At 41.7% G+C, this 18,187-nt stretch carries 10 protein-coding genes and 2 pseudogenes; all 12 read left to right on the top strand.

Annotation, left to right across the window (positions count from 1 at the left end):
• The first annotated feature begins 6 nt into the window (after positions 1-6).
• Positions 7-891, top strand: coding sequence for a tRNA (adenosine(37)-N6)-dimethylallyltransferase MiaA (gene miaA, locus MK395_RS10105; protein ID WP_268711805.1), 885 nt, complete (start codon positions 7-9; stop codon positions 889-891).
• Positions 884-2,122 carry a GTPase HflX gene (hflX, locus tag MK395_RS10110; RefSeq protein ID WP_268711806.1) on the top strand — a complete coding sequence of 413 codons (1,239 nt, stop codon included), beginning with the start codon at positions 884-886 and terminating at the stop codon, positions 2,120-2,122. Before miaA ends, hflX begins: the two co-directional genes overlap by 8 nt.
• Positions 2,115-2,738: a cystathionine beta-lyase gene (locus MK395_RS10115; RefSeq protein WP_125418236.1), complete on the top strand. Its 624-nt coding sequence runs from the start codon at positions 2,115-2,117 to the stop codon at positions 2,736-2,738. Before hflX ends, MK395_RS10115 begins: the two co-directional genes overlap by 8 nt.
• Before the next feature lie 14 nt (positions 2,739-2,752).
• Positions 2,753-3,682, top strand: coding sequence for a ribonuclease Z (rnz, locus tag MK395_RS10120; RefSeq protein WP_000354317.1), 930 nt, complete (start codon positions 2,753-2,755; stop codon positions 3,680-3,682).
• A 28-nt stretch (positions 3,683-3,710) separates the two neighbouring features.
• Complete coding sequence (locus MK395_RS10125) at positions 3,711-4,202, top strand: DUF7832 domain-containing protein (protein ID WP_049479826.1); 492 nt, start codon at positions 3,711-3,713, stop codon at positions 4,200-4,202.
• 28 nt (positions 4,203-4,230) lie between these two features.
• Positions 4,231-4,986, top strand: a complete 756-nt coding sequence (locus tag MK395_RS10130) for an SDR family NAD(P)-dependent oxidoreductase (protein WP_268711807.1) — start codon at positions 4,231-4,233, stop codon at positions 4,984-4,986.
• A gap of 397 nt (positions 4,987-5,383) precedes the next feature.
• Positions 5,384-5,713: a hypothetical protein gene (locus MK395_RS10135; protein WP_004252308.1), complete on the top strand. Its 330-nt coding sequence runs from the start codon at positions 5,384-5,386 to the stop codon at positions 5,711-5,713.
• 6 nt (positions 5,714-5,719) lie between these two features.
• Positions 5,720-5,914, top strand: a complete 195-nt coding sequence (locus MK395_RS10140; protein ID WP_006150191.1) for a helix-turn-helix transcriptional regulator — start codon at positions 5,720-5,722, stop codon at positions 5,912-5,914.
• Positions 5,915-6,157: 243 nt separating this feature from the next.
• A pseudogene (locus tag MK395_RS10145) lies at positions 6,158-6,624 on the top strand (alpha amylase N-terminal ig-like domain-containing protein); the annotation flags it as partial.
• Positions 6,616-6,811: pseudogene (locus tag MK395_RS10150) on the top strand (SDR family NAD(P)-dependent oxidoreductase); the annotation flags it as partial. The pseudogenes MK395_RS10145 and MK395_RS10150, both read left to right, overlap by 9 nt.
• A gap of 251 nt (positions 6,812-7,062) precedes the next feature.
• The gene (gene bgaA, locus MK395_RS10155) at positions 7,063-14,040 is read left to right on the top strand and encodes an LPXTG-anchored adhesin/beta-galactosidase BgaA (protein WP_268711808.1); all 6,978 of its coding nucleotides are present in this window, start codon (positions 7,063-7,065) and stop codon (positions 14,038-14,040) included.
• A 464-nt stretch (positions 14,041-14,504) separates the two neighbouring features.
• On the top strand, positions 14,505-18,187 hold a 3,683-nt coding region (locus tag MK395_RS10160), incomplete at its 3' end, for a SpaA isopeptide-forming pilin-related protein (protein WP_268711809.1).

Genomic DNA, 18,187 nt, shown 5'->3' on the forward strand with positions numbered 1-18,187 from the left:
AAAAAGATGAAAACAAAAATAATTGTGATTGTTGGACCGACTGCTGTTGGGAAAACAGCCCTTGCTATTGAAGTGGCCAAGCGCTTTGGTGGAGAGGTGATCAGTGGTGACAGTCAGCAAGTATACAGAGGATTGGATATTGGGACGGCCAAGGCTAGCCCAGAGGAGCAAGCATCTGTTCCTCATCATTTGATTGATGTCAGAGAGGTGACCGAGTCTTACTCGGCTTTTGATTTTGTTTCAGAAGCTAAGAAGGCTATTGAGGATATTCAAAGCCGTGGCAAGCTAGCCATTATCGCTGGTGGCACTGGGCTTTATATCCAGAGCTTGTTAGAAGGCTACCATCTAGGTGGGGAAACACCTCATGAGGAGATTGTAGCTTATCGGGCTAGCTTGGAGCCTTATTCAGATGAGGAATTAGTCCATCTCGTGAAGCAAGCAGGCCTTGAAATTCCCCAGTTTAACCGTCGTCGTGCCATGCGTGCCTTGGAAATCGTCCATTTTGGTCAGGATTTGGAAAATCAAGAAAGTCCTTATGAACCACTGATTATCTGCTTAGATGATGAACGCAGTCAACTCTATGAGCGTATCAACCACCGAGTGGATTTGATGTTTGAGGCTGGACTTTTGGATGAGGCTAAGTGGCTTTTTGACCATTATCCAGATGTGCAGGCTGCCAAAGGCATTGGCTATAAGGAACTTTTTCCTTATTTTCGTGGGGAGCAGACACTCGAGGAAGCCAGCGAGAGTCTCAAACAGGCAACGCGTCGTTTTGCTAAGCGTCAGCTGACCTGGTTCCGTAATCGCATGCAGGTGACCTTTTATCAGATCGGAGAGTCTGGCGTGAAGGACCGCATTCTAAGCCAGATTGAGGAGTTTTTAAATGATTGAAACGGAGAAAAAAGAGGAACGGGTCCTGCTCATCGGTGTGGAATTGCAGGGCATGGACAATTTTGACCTCTCCATGGAAGAATTGGCCAGTCTGGCTAAGACTGCTGGAGCAGTCGTAGTAGGTAGTTACAGGCAAAAACGGGAAAAGTATGACTCCAAGACCTTTGTCGGTTCTGGTAAGTTGGAAGAGATTGCGCGAATGGTGGATGCAGAAGAAATTACTACTGTCATCGTCAATAATCGTCTGACACAACGGCAAAATGTCAATCTAGAAGAAGTTCTGGGTGTCAAGGTGATTGACCGTATGCAGTTGATTTTGGATATCTTTGCTATGCGGGCTCGAAGCCATGAAGGGAAACTCCAAGTCCACCTGGCCCAGCTCAAATATCTCTTGCCTCGCTTGGTTGGTCAAGGAATCATGCTCAGTCGTCAGGCTGGGGGAATTGGTTCCCGTGGACCTGGTGAAAGCCAGCTGGAACTGAACCGTCGTAGTGTTCGTAATCAAATTACAGATATCGAGCGCCAGCTCAAGGTGGTTGAGAAAAATCGGGCGACAGTCAGAGAAAAACGTCTGGAGTCGAGTACCTTTAAGATTGGCTTAATTGGCTACACCAATGCTGGGAAATCAACCATCATGAACACCTTGACCAGCAAGACTCAGTATGAAGCAGATGAGCTGTTTGCGACCCTGGATGCGACGACTAAGAGTATCCATCTGGGAGGCAATCTCCAAGTAACTTTGACAGATACCGTGGGTTTTATCCAAGATTTGCCGACAGAGTTGGTGTCCAGTTTCAAGTCAACCTTGGAAGAAAGTAAGCATGTAGACCTTCTGGTGCATGTCATCGATGCCAGCAATCCTTACCACGAGGAGCATGAAAAAACGGTTCTGTCTATCATGAAAGACTTGGATATGGAGGATATTCCTCGTCTGCCCCTTTATAATAAAGCGGATTTGGTGGAGGATTTCACGCCTACTCAAACGCCGTATGCCCTCATTTCTGCCAAGTCTGAGGATAGTCGTGAGCAGTTGCAGGCTTTATTTTTAGAGAAAATCAAGGATATTTTTGAGAGATTTACCCTGCGCGTGCCTTTTTCAAAGTCTTACAAGATTCATGATCTAGAAAGTGTGGCGATTCTGGAAGAGCGGGACTATCAAGATGATGAAGAAGTGATTACAGGCTACATTTCCGAGAAAAATAAATGGAGGTTAGAGGAATTTTATGACTGACATTAAAACGTTGGCTCTAAAATATGGAGGTTATACAAGCTTGGATAAGGTCTATCTGGATCAACTTCTAGCTGGCAAAACAGAGCAGGAGCAGTTGGCACTTATCACACCTCCTCCGAGTGTCGTCAATGCCTACTTTGCTGAACTCTACCAGAAAAAGAGCCCTCAAGCTGCGACAGATTACTTTGCAGAACTCAGTCATGAACTGAATCTCTACAATGCTGAGCCAAGTTTCACCTTTGAAAATAAGCCTTTTATTCGTCTTAATCTGTCTGGTAAATCTTTTGGATTTTGCTATGAGAGTGAGGGCTTGGGGCGAATTTTCTCTGAAAATGAAGAGGAAATCTCGGATGACTTACTTTTTGAGATTGCGCAAATTTTCCCCCATCAACTAGTCTTTGAGGAGTCTGGAAAGATTTACATGAAGCCTGTCGGAGATGAAGAAGTTGTTAGTGTGAAGAATCTCACAGCTTTGACTGATTTAGAAAGTTTAGCAGATGGTCGCAAGCGTCTCAAAGGCTACAGCCAAGAGGATTTACTGCAAGAAGCTGTTGCTTTTTCTGGCAGTCGCTATTTCCGATCGGAAAATCGCACAGCTATGTTATATATTGATTAATTAGAAAGTATCGAATGGATATTCAATTTTTAGGAACAGGGGCCGGTCAGCCCTCTAAAGCCCGCAACGTTTCAAGTCTCGCCCTGAAACTCTTGGATGAGATTAACGAAGTTTGGCTCTTTGACTGTGGAGAAGGAACGCAAAATCGCATTCTGGAAACCACGATTCGACCACGGAAGGTCAGCAAAATCTTTATCACCCACCTGCATGGAGACCACATCTTTGGATTGCCAGGATTTCTCTCTAGCCGTGCTTTTCAGGCCAATGAAGAGCAGACAGATTTGGACATCTATGGACCGCAAGGAATCAAGTCATTTGTCTTAACCAGCCTTCGTGTGTCAGGCTCTCGTCTGCCTTACCGCATTCATTTTCATGAGTTTGACCAAGATTCTCTAGGGAAAATCTTTGAGACCGATAAATTCACTGTGTATGCAGAGGAGCTGGACCACACTATTTTCTGCGTTGGTTATCGTGTCATGCAAAAGGATCTAGAAGGGACCTTGGATGCTGAAAAACTTAAGGCTGCTGGTGTTCCATTTGGTCCGCTTTTTGGAAAGATCAAAAACGGCCAGGACGTTGTTCTCGAAGATGGAACTGAAATCAAGGCAGCAGACTATATCTCAGCTCCCCGTCCAGGTAAGATTATCACCATTCTGGGTGACACCCGTAAAACCAATGCTAGTGTGCGTTTAGCTGTCAATGCCGATGTCCTTGTCCATGAGTCGACTTATGGCAAGGGAGATGAAAAAATTGCTCGCAATCACGGTCACTCAACCAATATGCAGGCAGCACAAGTAGCAGCAGAAGCCAGTGCTAAGCGCCTCTTGCTCAACCATATCAGTGCCCGCTTCCTATCAAAGGATATTAGTCAGCTTAAGAAAGATGCAGCTAGTATTTTTGAGAATGTCCATGTCGTCAAAGACTTGGAAGAGGTTGAGTTATAATGTTACAGTTCGTTGAGAGGGAATTAAGATGACTGTTGAAAATCGTTTATTGGATAAAGCGGATTGGTATTTTGAGAATGCCTTAACCAACTACTTGCACAGCTATTCATTACAAAAAGAAGAGTTAACTCAAAAAGATTATCGGGAGATTTATCGTTGGGCTGCGAATCATATCGGTTTTTTCGTTACTTGGCTCATCCTGCATGATGCAAAAGAATTGATGTTTCCTGATGAAGAAACGGTATTCCAAAGTGTAAAAAACGAGCAAACTTTGGGTGTTGATTATCTTTTAGACTGGTGCGATGGTAAACTGGGAACAATGGATATTACAAAGGATTTTCAGGCTTTTGTAAATGACTATTATGAACATCAGTATATGGATGATTATTCCGAATTTGTAGTCAATGACTTATATGACTTGCCTTTAGAATTTTTAGGTAGCTGGGAGGATTATCATCTGTTTGCTCCTGTCATTGATCAAGCCTATGCTCATTATTTAGCTGGAAAAAGATTTCATTAAATTGATCAAAACTTTGAAAGGAATAGAGATGCGTACCATCATCATCACTGGGGCAAGCGGTGGCTTAGCCCAAGAAATGGTCAAACTCTTGCCAAATGACCAACTCATCTTACTAGGTAGAAACAAGGAAAAACTAGCCCAACTATATGCAAAGCATCCTCATGTAGAATGGATTGAAATCGATATTACTGATGACTCAGCCCTAGAAGCTCTGGTAGCTGACCTCTATCTCCGTTATGGCAAGATTGATGTCTTGATTAACAATGCTGGCTATGGAATTTTTGAAGATTTCGACAAGATCTCTGATCAAGACATTCACCAGATGTTTGAGGTCAATACCTTTGCTCTGATGAATCTGTCTCGTCGTCTTGGAGCTCGCATGAAGGAAAGCCGAAAAGGCCACATCATCAATATCGTCAGCATGGCAGGTTTGATAGCGACTAGTAAGTCCAGTCTCTACTCAGCGACCAAGTTTGCGGCTATTGGATTTTCAAACGCTCTGCGTCTCGAACTGATGCCCTATGGTGTCTATGTAACGACGGTTAATCCAGGACCTATCCGTACAGGATTTTTTGACCAGGCAGACCCAGATGGGACCTACCTCAAATCGGTCGACCGTTTTCTATTGGAACCAGATGCTGTCGCGCAAAAGATTGTTAAGACCATAGGCAAAAACAAACGTGAAATCAATCTTCCGCTCTTACTGAATCTAGCCCATAAGTTTTATACCCTCTTTCCCAAGTTAGCAGATAAGTTGGCTGGGGAAACCTTTAATTATAAGTGAAAAGGCTGTTCCCTTGAGGAATGGCTTTTTATTTTTTTCGGTTGCTAATTTGTAGAAAAATACCACATGATAAACAGGCAGTTTATAACGATTAAGCCCATTTAAGGTATAAATAGAGATAAGAAAGCAGAAAAGAGAGGATAAACTTCGAGTCTAACATAACTGAAAGTATATCTATAGCCGAAGCTTATGAAGTCAAGATAAAATAGGATTAAAAGAACTTGCCCTTTGTCAGATTGATTAGACTGTAAATTGGAGTTAGGAATATTCTTAGAATAGATGAAGAAAATAAAAAAAGTAAAAATGTTAAAATATCTTGACATTTTATCGATTTAGAGTATAATAAGAAATGTAAAGAGCTCTTGACATTATTACAAAAATTTGGAGGAACAAAGCCATGAAAAAGATGGATGAAATGGACAGAGATATTCAGTTGCGTTCTGAGGAGTGGGGCTATAAAACAGCGCTTTTGGGTTTATGTGCATGGACAGGATTTAATATCTATCAAGCACTTGTTGTTGGTGGCAAACTTGAAATGCTTCCTTGCTTAATTTTGATCTTATCTGTAAGTGTGCAAGGATTTGCTCAAACCGCAATAAAACGCAATATGATTGCTGGTGATGAAGAGTATAAAGAACCAAATAAACTTGTTCAAGGAGTCATTCTAGCAGTTGTCACTGTTATCGTAGTATTGGCTGTTGGCGTTTATTTTTTTCAGAAAGACTAATGCTGTATGAAAAATAACATCAAACAGTTAAGAAAGTCTGAGGGACTACGTCAGGAAGATATGGCAAGAATATTAGGCGTTAGTCGACAAACCATAATTGCTATAGAGAATGACAAGTACAATCCTACACTTGAACTAGCAATGAAAATTGCAAGGTTGCTACGACTACATGTTGAAGAAATTTTCATTTTAGAAGATTAAAGATATCAGATAGCTTTTATTTTAATCATCTGATTCGTAATGATGAGAGAGTTTTTCAGTTCATGGAAACTCTCTTTTTAAAGCTCAAAAAGAGTCTACTCAATTTTACCCTTGTCCATCTTATATATCTATCGTAAAACTGGTATAAAATTTGCAAATAAACAGCTAAAATAGTATACTAGTTCTGTTAATTATGAAAACGTTTGCGTTTTTGTTGATGATAGATTATTTAGGAGACAAATGATGGAATTAACAGCTATTTATCATAGACCAGAATCAGAGTATGCATATCTTTACAAGGAAGATCAGCTACATATCCGAATTAGAACCAAGATAAATGATGTCCAGAAGGTTATCTTACACTATGGAGATCCCTTTATTTTCATTGAGGATAAGTATGAAGCCAAGAAAGAAATGACCAAAGTAACCTCAGATGCCCTATTTGACTATTGGCAGATTACAGTCTCGGTTGATTTTTTACGCATTCAGTATCTCTTTGAACTCCTTGATAAAGAGGGTAAGGGTATTTTTATGTAGATAAGGAACATACTCAAGAAAACTTGGATGCTGAAGGAAATGGCTTTAAACTTCCTTATGTTCACGAAATTGATGGATGTCAGGTTCCTAGTTGGGTTTCAAATACCGTGTGGTATCAGATTTTCCCAGAACGCTTTGCTAATGGAAATCCTCATTTGACGTCAGATGGGAGCTACCTCAAGTCTGTTGACCGATTTCTCTTAGAACCAGATGTAGTCGCTAGAAAAATTGTCAAAATCATAGGAAAAAAACAAACGGGAACTCAATCTCCCAGTTTTGTTGAATCTAGCCCATAAGTTTTATACCCTCTTTCCCAAGCTAGCCGATAAGTTGGCAGGGGAGACTTTTAATTATAAGTAAAAAAGGTTCCTTTTGTAAGGAACTTTTTTATGATATTTTACTGAGTGACAAAAAATGTTTGTTTTTTTGTTCTAAATCTATATTCACGTTTTTTGAATCTTCTACAAATTTTAGAAAAAACAATCAAAAATATGATTTTTTGTGTTTAGGGCATTGAAATTTCCTATATTATTTTATAAAATAAGGGTAAAAGGCTATGAAAAAGTAATACGCTTACAAATAAATGGAAGCGGTTACTAAAGGAGGATTTTATGGAAAAAGGCCATTGGAATCGTAAAAGAGTCTACAGCATTCGTAAGTTTGCCGTAGGCGCTTGCTCTGTCATGATTGGAACCTGTGCGGTTCTATTTGGAGGAAGTGTCATTGGAGAACCACCAGTTTTCGCGGATGAAACTCCTATCACCCACACTGTGGAACAAGCAAAAGAGGAAAGTCCGGCAGTGGAGGAAAAAGAAGATCAAACTGTAGCAGAGCACAAGGATGCTGCAAGTGTCGACCAAAGTCAAGCTGCTCCAATTGAAGCAAGCAAACCAGAGAAGAAAGAAGAGGAACCTGTAGCTCCAAAAGAGGAGAAAGCATCTCTAAAACCTGAAGAAACAGCACCAAAGGTAGAATCTCAAGCTTCAAGTCAAGAAAAGCCTGTCAAGGAAGAGTTGAAAGCTGCGACAAATGAAGAAGTGAATCAAATGATTGAAGATAGAAAAGTGAATTTTAATCAAAATTGGCACTTTAAACTCAATGCGAATCCTAAAGAAGCTGTGAAATCAGATGCAGATGTATCAACATGGCAAAAATTGGATCTCCCACACGACTGGAGTATCTTTAACGATTTTGACCATCAGTCACCTGCCCAAAACGAGGGTGGACAGCTCAATGGTGGTGAAGCTTGGTATCGCAAGACCTTTAAACTTGATGAAAAAGATCTCAAGAAAAATGTTCGTGTCACTTTTGATGGTGTCTATATGGACTCTCAAGTCTATGTCAATGGCCAGTTAGTGGGGCATTATCCAAATGGATATAACCAGTTCTCATACGATATCACCAAATACCTTCACAAAGATGGTCGTGAGAATGTGATTGCTGTCCATGCGGTTAACAAACAGCCAAGTAGCCGTTGGTACTCAGGTAGTGGTATCTACCGTGATGTGACCTTGCAAGTGACAGATAAGGTTCATGTTGAGAAAAATGGGACAACCATCTTAACACCAAAACTTAAAGAACAGCAACATGGCAAGGTTGAAACTCATGTAGCCAGCAAGATTGTCAATACAGACGATAAAGACCATGAACTGGTGGCAGAGTATCAAATCGTTGAACGTGGTGGTCAGGCTGTAACAGGCTTGGTTCGTACAGCGAGCCGTACCTTGAAAGCACATGAATCAACAAGTCTTGATGCGATTTTAGAAGTTGAACAACCAAAACTCTGGACCGTTTTAAATGATAAACCTGCCTTGTACGAATTGATTACGCGTGTTTACCGTGACGGTCAATTGGTTGATGCTAAGAAAGATTTGTTTGGTTACCGTTACTATCATTGGACTCCAAATGAAGGTTTCTCTTTGAATGGTGAACGCATTAAATTCCATGGTGTTTCCTTGCACCATGACCACGGAGCGCTTGGAGCAGAAGAAAACTATAAGGCAGAATACCGTCGTCTCAAACAAATGAAGGAGATGGGCGTTAACGCCATCCGTACAACTCATAACCCTGCAAGTCCACAGACCTTGCAAATCGCAGCAGAACTTGGTTTGCTCGTTCAGGAAGAGGCCTTTGATACGTGGTATAATGGCAAGAAACCTTATGACTACGGACGTTTCTTTGAAAAAGACGCTACTCACCCAGAAGCTAGAAAAGGTGAAAAATGGTCTGACTATGATCTTCGTACCATGGTCGAAAGAGATAAAAACAACCCAGCTGTCTTCATGTGGTCTATAGGGAATGAAATCGGTGAAGCTAACGGTAATGCTCACTCTCTTGCAACGGTTAAACGCTTAGTAAAAGTGATTAAAGATGTTGATACTACACGTTATGTTACCATGGGAGCAGATAAGTTCCGCTTTGGTGATGGTAGCGGTGATCATGAGAAAATTGCTAATGAACTGGATGCAGTTGGTTTCAACTATTCAGAAGACAACTACAAGAAACTTCGTGCGAAACATCCAAACTGGTTGATTTACGGTTCCGAAACATCTTCAGCTACCCGTACACGTGGAAGTTACTATCGCCCTGAACAGGAATTGAAACATAGTAACGGACCTGAGCGTCATTACGAACAGTCTGACTATGGTAATGACCGAGTTGGCTGGGGTAAAACGGCAACAGATTCATGGACGTTTGATCGTGACAACGCTGGCTATGCTGGACAGTTTATCTGGACAGGTACGGACTATATCGGTGAACCTACACCATGGCACAACCAAAACCAAACTCCCGTTAAGAGCTCTTACTTTGGTATCGTAGATACAGCGGGTATTCCAAAACATGACTTCTACCTCTACCAAAGCCAATGGGTTTCTGTCAAGAAGAAACCAATGGTTCACCTTCTTCCTCACTGGAACTGGGAGAATAGAGACTTGGCCTCTAAAGTAGAAGATGCACAAGGAAAGATTCCAGTTCGCGCTTACTCTAATGCTGCAAGTGTTGAATTGTTCTTGAACGGTCAATCTCTCGGTGTTAAAAAGTTCAACAAAAAACAAACTAGTGATGGTCGTACCTACCAAGAAGGTGCCAATGCTAAGGAACTCTATCTTGAGTGGAAGGTTGCTTACCAACCAGGTACCTTAGAAGCAGTAGCTCGTGATGAAGCTGGTAAAGAAATTGCACGTGACAAGATTACCACTGCAGGTCAACCTGCAGGTGTTCGTCTCATCAAGGAAGAACACGCAATCGCTGCAGATGGAAAAGACTTGACTTACATCTACTATGAAATCGTAGACAGCCAAGGAAATGTGGTACCAACTGCCAATAATTTGGTTCGTTTCCAATTGCATGGACAAGGTCAACTGGTTGGTGTTGATAATGGGGAACAAGCCAGCCGTGAACGCTACAAGGCACAACCTGATGGTTCTTGGATCCGCAGAGCCTTTAACGGTAAAGGGGTTGCCATTGTTAAATCAACTGAGCAAGCAGGTAAATTCACCCTTACTGCCCACTCTGATCTCTTGAAATCGGACCAAGTCACTGTCTTTACAGGTAAGAAAGAAGGACAAGAAAAAACTGTTTTAGGTACAGAAGTACCAAAAGTACGTACTGTTATTGAGAAAGAGCCAAAAATGCCGAAGACAGTCGGTTTTATCTACAGTGATGGCAGTCGTGAAAAACGTCCAGTCACTTGGTCTTCAGTTGATGTGAGCCAAGCAGGAGTTGTGACTGTTAAAGGTATGGCAGACGGACGCGAAGTTGAGGCCCGTGTCGAAATTCTAGCAATCGCAAATGAGCTTCCAACTGTTAAGCGTGTTGCTCCAGGAACAGACTTGAGCGCTGTTGACAAATACGTTTCTATTGCTGTTACGGATGGAAGCGTACAAGAATACGAAGTTGATAAGTGGGAGATTGCGGAAGCAGATAAAGCTAAACTGTCAGTTGCAGGATCACGTATTCAAATGACTGGTCAACTGGGTGGTGAGACTATTCACGCTACCCTTGTGGTAGAAGAAGGTAATCCTGCGGCTCCTGCAGTACCAACTGTAACTGTTGGTGGCGAATCTGTCACTGGTCTTACTACTCAAAATCCAATGCAATATCGAACTCTTGCTTACGGTGCATCCTTGCCAGAAGTTGTAGCAAGTGCTGAAAATGCGGATGTTACTGTAGTCCAAGCAAGTGCAGCAAACGACATGCGTGCAAGCATCTATGTTCAACCAAAAGATGGTGGACCTCTTCAAACCTATGCAATTCAATTCCTTGAAGAAGCACCGAAAATTGACCACTTGAGCTTACAAGTAGAGCAAGCTGACGGTCTTAAAGAAGACCAAACAGTGAAATTGTCTGTACTCGCTCACTATCAAGACGGAACACAAGCAGTTTTACCAGCTGATAAAGTGACCTTCTCTACAATTGGTGAAGGGGAAGTCGCGGTTCGTAAAGGAATGCTTGAGTTACATAAGCCAGGAACAGTCACTCTCAAAGCAGAATATGAGGGGGCTTCAGGTCAAATCAATCTCACGATTCAGGCCAACACTGAGAAGAAGGTTGCGCAATCTATCCGTCCTGTAAACGTAGTCACAGACTTGCATCAGGAACCAAGTCTTCCAGCAACAGTAACAGTTGAGTACGACAAAGGTTTCCCTAAAGCCCACAAAGTCACTTGGCAAGCCATTCCAAAAGAAAAACTCGACCACTATCAAACCTTTGAAGTTCTAGGTAAAGTTGAAGGTCTGGATCTTGAAGCGCGTGCTAAAGTATCTGTAGAAGGCATCGTTTCAGTTGAAGAAGTCAGTGTGACAACTCCAATTGCAGAAGCGCCGCAATTACCAGAAAGTGTTCGCACCTACGATTCAAATGGTCACGTTTCATCAGCTAAGGTTACATGGGATACGATTCGTCCAGACCAATACGCCAAGGAAGGTGTCTTTACAGTTAATGGTCGCCTAGAAGGTACGCAATTAACAACTAAACTTCATGTTCGCGTATCTGCTCAAACTGAGAAGGGAGCAAATATTTCTGACCAATGGACCGGTTCAGAATTGCCACTTGCCTTTGCTTCAGACTCAAATCCAACTGATCCTGTTTCAAACGTCAACGATAAATTGATTTCCTTTAATGACCGCCCAGCTAACCGTTGGACAAACTGGAACCGTACTAATCCAGAAGCTTCAGTTGGTGTCCTATTCGGAGATTCAGGTATTTTGAGCAAACGTTCAGTTGATAATCTAAGTGTCGGATTCCACGAAGACCATGGAGTTGGTGTACCGAAGTCTTATGTGATTGAATATTATGTCGGTAAGACCGTTCCAACAGCCCCTAAAAACCCTAGCTTTGTAGGTGAGGAAAACCATGCCTTTAATGATCCTGCAAACTGGAAAGAGGTAAGCAATCTCAAAGCACCAGCTCAATTAAAAGCTGGAGAAATGAATCATTTCAGCTTTGATAAAGTTGAGACCTATGCGGTTCGCATTCGTATGGTTCGACTTGATAGCAAGAAAGGAACGTCTATCACAGAAGTACAAATCTTTGCAAAACAAGTCGCAGCAGCCAAACAAGGACAAACGAGAATCCAAGTTGACGGTAAAGACTTAGCAAACTTCAACCCTGATTTGACAGACTACTATCTTGAGTCTGTAGATGGAAAAGTTCCTGCAGTAACAGCAAGTGTTAGCAACAATGGTCTCGCTACCGTCGTTCCAAGTGTTCGTGAAGGTGAGCCAGTTCGTGTTATCGCGAAAGCTGAAAATGGCGACATCCTAGGAGAATACCGTCTACACTTTACAAGCAATAAAGACTTGCTCTCTCGTAAACCAGTTGCTGCGGTCAAACAAGCTCGCTTGCTACAAGTAGGGCAACCACTTGAATTGCCAACTAAGGTTCCTGTTTACTTCACAGGTAAAGACGGTTACGAAACAAAAGACTTGGCAGTGGAATGGGAAGAAGTTCCAGCAGAAAATCTGACTAAAGCAGGCCAATTTACTGTTCGAGGTCGTGTCCTTGGTAGTGATCTTGTTGCTGAGTTCACTGTACGAGTGACAGACAAACTTGGTGAAGCTCTTTCAAATAACCCAGAGTATGATGAAAATAGTAACCGCGCCTTTGCTTCAGCCACTAACGACATTGATAGAAACTCCCATGACCGTGTGGACTATCTCAATGACGGAAATCATTCAGAAAATCGTCGTTGGACAAACTGGTCTCCAACACCATCTTCTAATCCAGAAGTATCAGCAGGTGTGATCTTCCGTGAAAATGGTAAGATTGTAGAACGGACTGTAGCGCAAGCCAAACTTCATTTCTTTGCAGATAGTGGTACGGATGCCCCATCTAAACTCGTTTTGGAACGCTATATTGGCCCAGACTTTGAAGTTCCTACCTACTATTCAAACTATCAAGCCTACGACGCAGGCCATCCATTCAACAATCCAGAAAATTGGGAAGCTGTGCCTTATCGTGCGGATAAAGACATCGCAGCTGGTGATGAAATCAACGTAACATTTAAAGCTGTCAAAGCCAAAGCCATGAGATGGCGTATGGAGCGTAAAGCAGACAAGAGCGGTGTTGCGATGATTGAGATGACCTTCCTTGCACCGAGTGAATTACCTCAAGAAAGTACGCAATCGAAGATTCTTGTGGATGGAAAAGAACTTCCTGACTTCGCTGAAGATCGTCAAGACTATCAAATCACCTATAAAGGTCAACGTCCAAAAGTCTCAGTCGAAGAAAGCAATCAAGTAGCTTCAACAGTTGTAGATAGCGGAGACGATAGCCTTCCAGTACTTGTTCGCCTTGTTTCAGAAAGTGGAAAACAAGTCAAGGAATACCGTATCCAGTTGACTAAGGAAAAACCAGTTTCTGAGAAGACTGTTGCTGCTGTACAAGAGGAACTTCCAAAACTCGAATTTGTTGAAAAAGATTTGGCCTACAAGACAGTTGAGAAAAAGGATTCAACACTGTATCTAGGTGAAACTCGTGTAGAACAAGAAGGAAAAGTTGGTAAGGAACGGATCTTCACAGCGGTTAATCCTAGTGGAAGTAAGGAAGAAAAACTCCGTGAAGTGGTAGAGGCACCGACAGACCGCATCGTCTTGGTTGGAACAAAACCAGGAACTTCTCTTCCAGAAGACGAAGTGAAGAATCTTGTCCTTAACAGACCAGAACTTGTAATCGAAGAAGAAACAATTGATTTCAAGGTTCAGGAACAAAAGAATGATCAGCTTCCAGCGGGTCAAACTCGTATTCTCCAAGAAGGTCAAAAAGGTATCCGTGTTCACTTGATCGAAGTTGAAAATGGCAAGCGAACTGAAAAAGAAAGCTATGATAAAGTCATGGCTCAAGATCGCATTGTAGAAGTTGGTACGGCTAGTGAAACAACTAAACCAGTACCTCAAGAATCTACAAAACCACAAGTATCAGAAAAAGCAGATACAAAAGAAATTGCTTCAAGTGAAGCTAGTCATGTTCAAGAAGAACAGTTACCAAATACAGGAAGTGCAGAAAGTCAAGCAGCTCTAGCAGCAGGTTTAGCTCTTCTTGGTTTGAGTGCAGGTCTAGTGGCCACTAAAGGTAAAAAAGAAGACTAGAATGAATCAGTATTTCTTCTAAATGTATCTCAGAAAGACCAGGGAAACCTGGTCTTTTTAATGGGTAGAAGTATTCTCTAAAGAGCAATTTAACGTTTATGAAATCAGATAACCAAAATGATAAAAACAATATCTGGTATCCAAAACGAGGTAAACTTATTTTTTAAAAAATGGCGGTAAAATATACCAGATTTTGTTTCGATGATAGGAGAAGAAAAGACACAAAGCGGTTAATATACGGATGTGAAAAAGTCGATTTCAACCTGTAAGAAAAAATTGGATTTTTTTTATAAAAATTTGCTTGATAGTTCTAGCCTTTTTCTTCATAGTATGATAAAATGTGGATGTAATGTGGCTAATAATTTTCGCTTGAAAAAGGAGAATGGTGATTAGTTGGGGACAATCATTTAGTTTACTATTACATTGTACATTTACAACTGAATATTATAAGAAAGGAAGATTAAATGAACAAGAAAATAAGATCTTGGATTCAGATCCTTATTCTTTGTTTGGGAGTTATTCTCCAATCATTTGCCCCTCTGACGCAAGTACATGCGACAGAGTATAATGATGTGATCACTAGTGTTGGTGTTGAGAACAAATCTGGTGAAGCATTAACGCAAGGATTGGATATTTGGCAAGAATTCCGTCTTACGGCTGATTTCGTGTTGCCAGATAATACGGTGCATGAAGGTGATACAACAACACTTCAATTGCCATCAGAGATTGCATTTTCAAACTCTTCAGACATTGAATTACGAGATGCTTCTAACAATCTTGTAGCTACTGGACATCTAGATGCCACTAGCAAAACGATTACTCTAACTTACACAAAGTTTGTTGAGAATAATTCTGGCGTTAGGGGGAAATTCTTTGTCTATGTTCGAGTTGACCATGATGTTGTTTCAGAAGAAAAAGACGTTGATGTCAATATTACTGTAGGACATAGAGTTCTATTTGCAGGGAAAATCCGTTATAACGGTCCTCCAGGGAAATACGACTCTAAAATTGAAAAGAGTTCCTTCCAATACAAGGACGACGAGAAAAATGTAATCCGTTATAACATTACTGTAAACCGCAATATGGCGAACTACAGTGATGTCACTATCAAAGATGCTTTCTCTTCTCCAAATATGACCTTCCTACCAGATACTTTTCGTATTTACAAAGTAGATTGGAGTTGGAATAACGGAGACTGGAAATGGACTAATGCTCAGGATATGACCGAAACCTTTAAAAACCAACTAGTGGTAAATGCGAATGGTGATGGTTTCACCCTTCCTTTAGGAGATACTAATGGTTTTGGTTATATGATCGAGTATCGAGCTAAAGCGAATTATGATCTAGTCGATGGTGAGGAAATCACGAACGTAGCCAACATGAGCTACAATGGCAGTGAGAATGAACAATCAACCAGCACACGTACCTACCAGATTGCAGGTGGTGTTGCGGAAGGATATGTTTTCACCATTAAAATTCATAAGGTAGACGAAGCAGGCCAACCATTGCAAGGTGCAGTTTTTGAAGTGATTCGTGATCGTAACCAAGCTGTTGTTGGACGATTGACAACAGATTCTGATGGTAACGCTAGTGTAGGCAAATTGTTGCGAGACAACTATACAATTCGTGAAGTAACTGCTCCTCTTGGCTATGACAAATTAACTGAAGATATTAAAATTTCTCCAGATGAGTTTGGTTCAGACAAATCTGTAGAACGTCGAATTGAAAATAAGAAGACACCTCCGAAGAATCCAACTGAGAAAGAGATTACTTTCAAAAAGGTGGATCCAAATGGGAAAGAAATCCCAGGAGCGGAACTGAAAATCTATAGTGGAGATACAGTCAATCTTGAAGAGGCACCTGTTGCAGACTGGACTACTGTAGCTGACACTTCTAAAGTGATTAAGCTGGCACCAGGGACCTACACTCTAAGAGAGTTCGATGCTCCAGAGGGATATCAAATTGTAGGAGATATTACTTTTACTGTTAATGCTGACGGTTCTATCACTATTAAGAATAAGGGAGCTGATGACACTGTTCTTGCAGCTGGTCCAGTTCTGACTATTACCGATAAAGAGGATACTAGTCCAAAACCAATTACCTTCAGTAAGGTAAACCTTGGAGGAAATGAAATCGCTGGTGCACAGATTAAGATCTACAAGGGCGAAAAAGCTGAAGGTACAGCTGTAGAAAGCTGGACTTCAACTGACCAACCTAAGCAACTGAATCTTGAACCAGGCATCTACACTTTCCATGAGGAAGCAGCCCCAACTGGTTACCTCAAAGTAACGGATATCACTTTCCAAGTTAAACCTAACGGTACTGTTGAAGTGACAAAAGTAGGTGAAAAAGATTCTAAAGGTGAAGACAATCGTGTTGTAGCTCAAAATTCAACTCTGACAGTTACTGATAAAGATGACGATGTAGCTCGTAAAATCACGTTCAGTAAAATTAGTCTTGGTGGGGTTGAAATCGCAGGAGCACAAATCAAGATCTTCAAAGGCGATAAGGCAGAAGGCACAGCTGTAGAAAGCTGGACTTCAGAAGCTGGTAAGTCTAAAGAATTGAGCTTGGCCCCAGGTACTTACACCTTCCATGAGGAAGCAGCCCCAACTGGATACCTCAAAGTAACGGATATCACTTTCCAAGTTAACTATGATGGAACAGTTAAAGTGACGAATGTTGGTACTAAGGATGCTAAAGGCGAGGACAATACAGTCGTAACCGATGGTTCAACAATCAAAGTCACTGATAAAGATGACGATAGTCCACGTAAGATTACCTTTAGTAAGGTTAACCTTGGTGGTACAGAAATTGCAGGAGCACAAATCAAGATCTACAAGGGCGATAAGGCAGAAGGCACAGCCGTAGAAAGCTGGACATCTGAAGCTGGTAAGTCTAAAGAATTGAGCTTAGCACCAGGTACTTATACTTTCCATGAGGAAGCCGCTCCAACCGGTTACCTCAAAGTAACGGACATCACTTTCCAAGTCAAACATGACGGCACAGTGGAAGTGACCAACGTTGGTGAAAAAGACTCTAAGGGTGAAGACAACAAGGTCGTAACCAACGGCTCAACTGTTACAGTAACGGATAAAGACGATGATAGTCCAAAAGCCATTACTTTCAGTAAAGTTAACCTTGGTGGTGCAGAAATTGCAGGAGCTCAAATCAAGATCTACAAGGGCGACAAGGCAGAAGGCACAGCCGTAGAAAGCTGGACATCTGAAGCTGGTAAGTCTAAAGATCTCAACTTAGCACCAGGTACTTATACTTTCCATGAGGAAGCCGCTCCAACTGGTTACCTCAAAGTAACAGATATTACTTTCAAAGTGAAAACTGACGGAACAGTAGAAGTAACCAACGTTGGTGAAAAAGACTCTAAGGGTGAAGACAACAAGGTCGTAACCAACGGCTCAACTGTTACAGTAACGGATAAAGACGATGATAGTCCAAAAGCCATTACTTTCAGTAAAGTTAGCCTTGGTGGAACAGAAATCGCTGGTGCACAAATCAAGATCTACAAGGGCGACAAGGCAGAAGGTACAGCCGTAGAAAGCTGGACTTCAGAAGCTGGTAAGTCTAAAGACCTCAACTTGGCACCAGGTACTTACACCTTCCATGAGGAAGCCGCTCCAACCGGATACCTCAAAGTAACCGACATCACTTTCCAAGTCAAACATGATGGCACAGTGGAAGTGACAAACGTTGGTGAGAAAGACTCTAAGGGTGAAGACAACAAAGTTGCCACAAACGGTTCAACTGTAACTGTAACTGATAAAGATGATGACCTTCCACGTAAGATTACCTTCAGCAAGGTTAGCCTTGGTGGAACAGAAATCGCAGGCGCTCAAATCAAGATCTACAAGGGCGATAAGGCAGAAGGCACAGCCGTAGAAAGCTGGACATCAGAAGCTGGTAAGTCTAAAGAATTGAGCTTGGCCCCAGGTACTTACACCTTCCATGAGGAAGCCGCTCCAACTGGTTACCTCAAAGTAACGGACATCACTTTCCAAGTCAAACATGATGGCACAGTGGAAGTGACAAATGTTGGTGAGAAAGACTCTAAAGGTGAAGAAAACAAAGTCGTTACAAATGGCTCAACAGTAACTGTAACCGACAAAGACGATGACCTTCCACGTAAGAT

Source organism: Streptococcus oralis (assembly GCF_026782085.1).
Lineage (GTDB): Bacteria > Bacillota > Bacilli > Lactobacillales > Streptococcaceae > Streptococcus > Streptococcus oralis_DA.

What these genes read in the sequence shown, in the direction of transcription:
- miaA (WP_268711805.1), top strand. Translation starts at nt 7, where the DNA reads ATGAAAACAAAAATAATTGTGATTGTTGGACCGACTGCTGTTGGGAAA.
- hflX (WP_268711806.1), top strand. Translation starts at nt 884, where the DNA reads ATGATTGAAACGGAGAAAAAAGAGGAACGGGTCCTGCTCATCGGTGTG.
- MK395_RS10115 (WP_125418236.1), top strand. Translation starts at nt 2,115, where the DNA reads ATGACTGACATTAAAACGTTGGCTCTAAAATATGGAGGTTATACAAGC.
- rnz (WP_000354317.1), top strand. Translation starts at nt 2,753, where the DNA reads ATGGATATTCAATTTTTAGGAACAGGGGCCGGTCAGCCCTCTAAAGCC.
- MK395_RS10125 (WP_049479826.1), top strand. Translation starts at nt 3,711, where the DNA reads ATGACTGTTGAAAATCGTTTATTGGATAAAGCGGATTGGTATTTTGAG.
- MK395_RS10130 (WP_268711807.1), top strand. Translation starts at nt 4,231, where the DNA reads ATGCGTACCATCATCATCACTGGGGCAAGCGGTGGCTTAGCCCAAGAA.
- MK395_RS10135 (WP_004252308.1), top strand. Translation starts at nt 5,384, where the DNA reads ATGAAAAAGATGGATGAAATGGACAGAGATATTCAGTTGCGTTCTGAG.
- MK395_RS10140 (WP_006150191.1), top strand. Translation starts at nt 5,720, where the DNA reads ATGAAAAATAACATCAAACAGTTAAGAAAGTCTGAGGGACTACGTCAG.
- bgaA (WP_268711808.1), top strand. Translation starts at nt 7,063, where the DNA reads ATGGAAAAAGGCCATTGGAATCGTAAAAGAGTCTACAGCATTCGTAAG.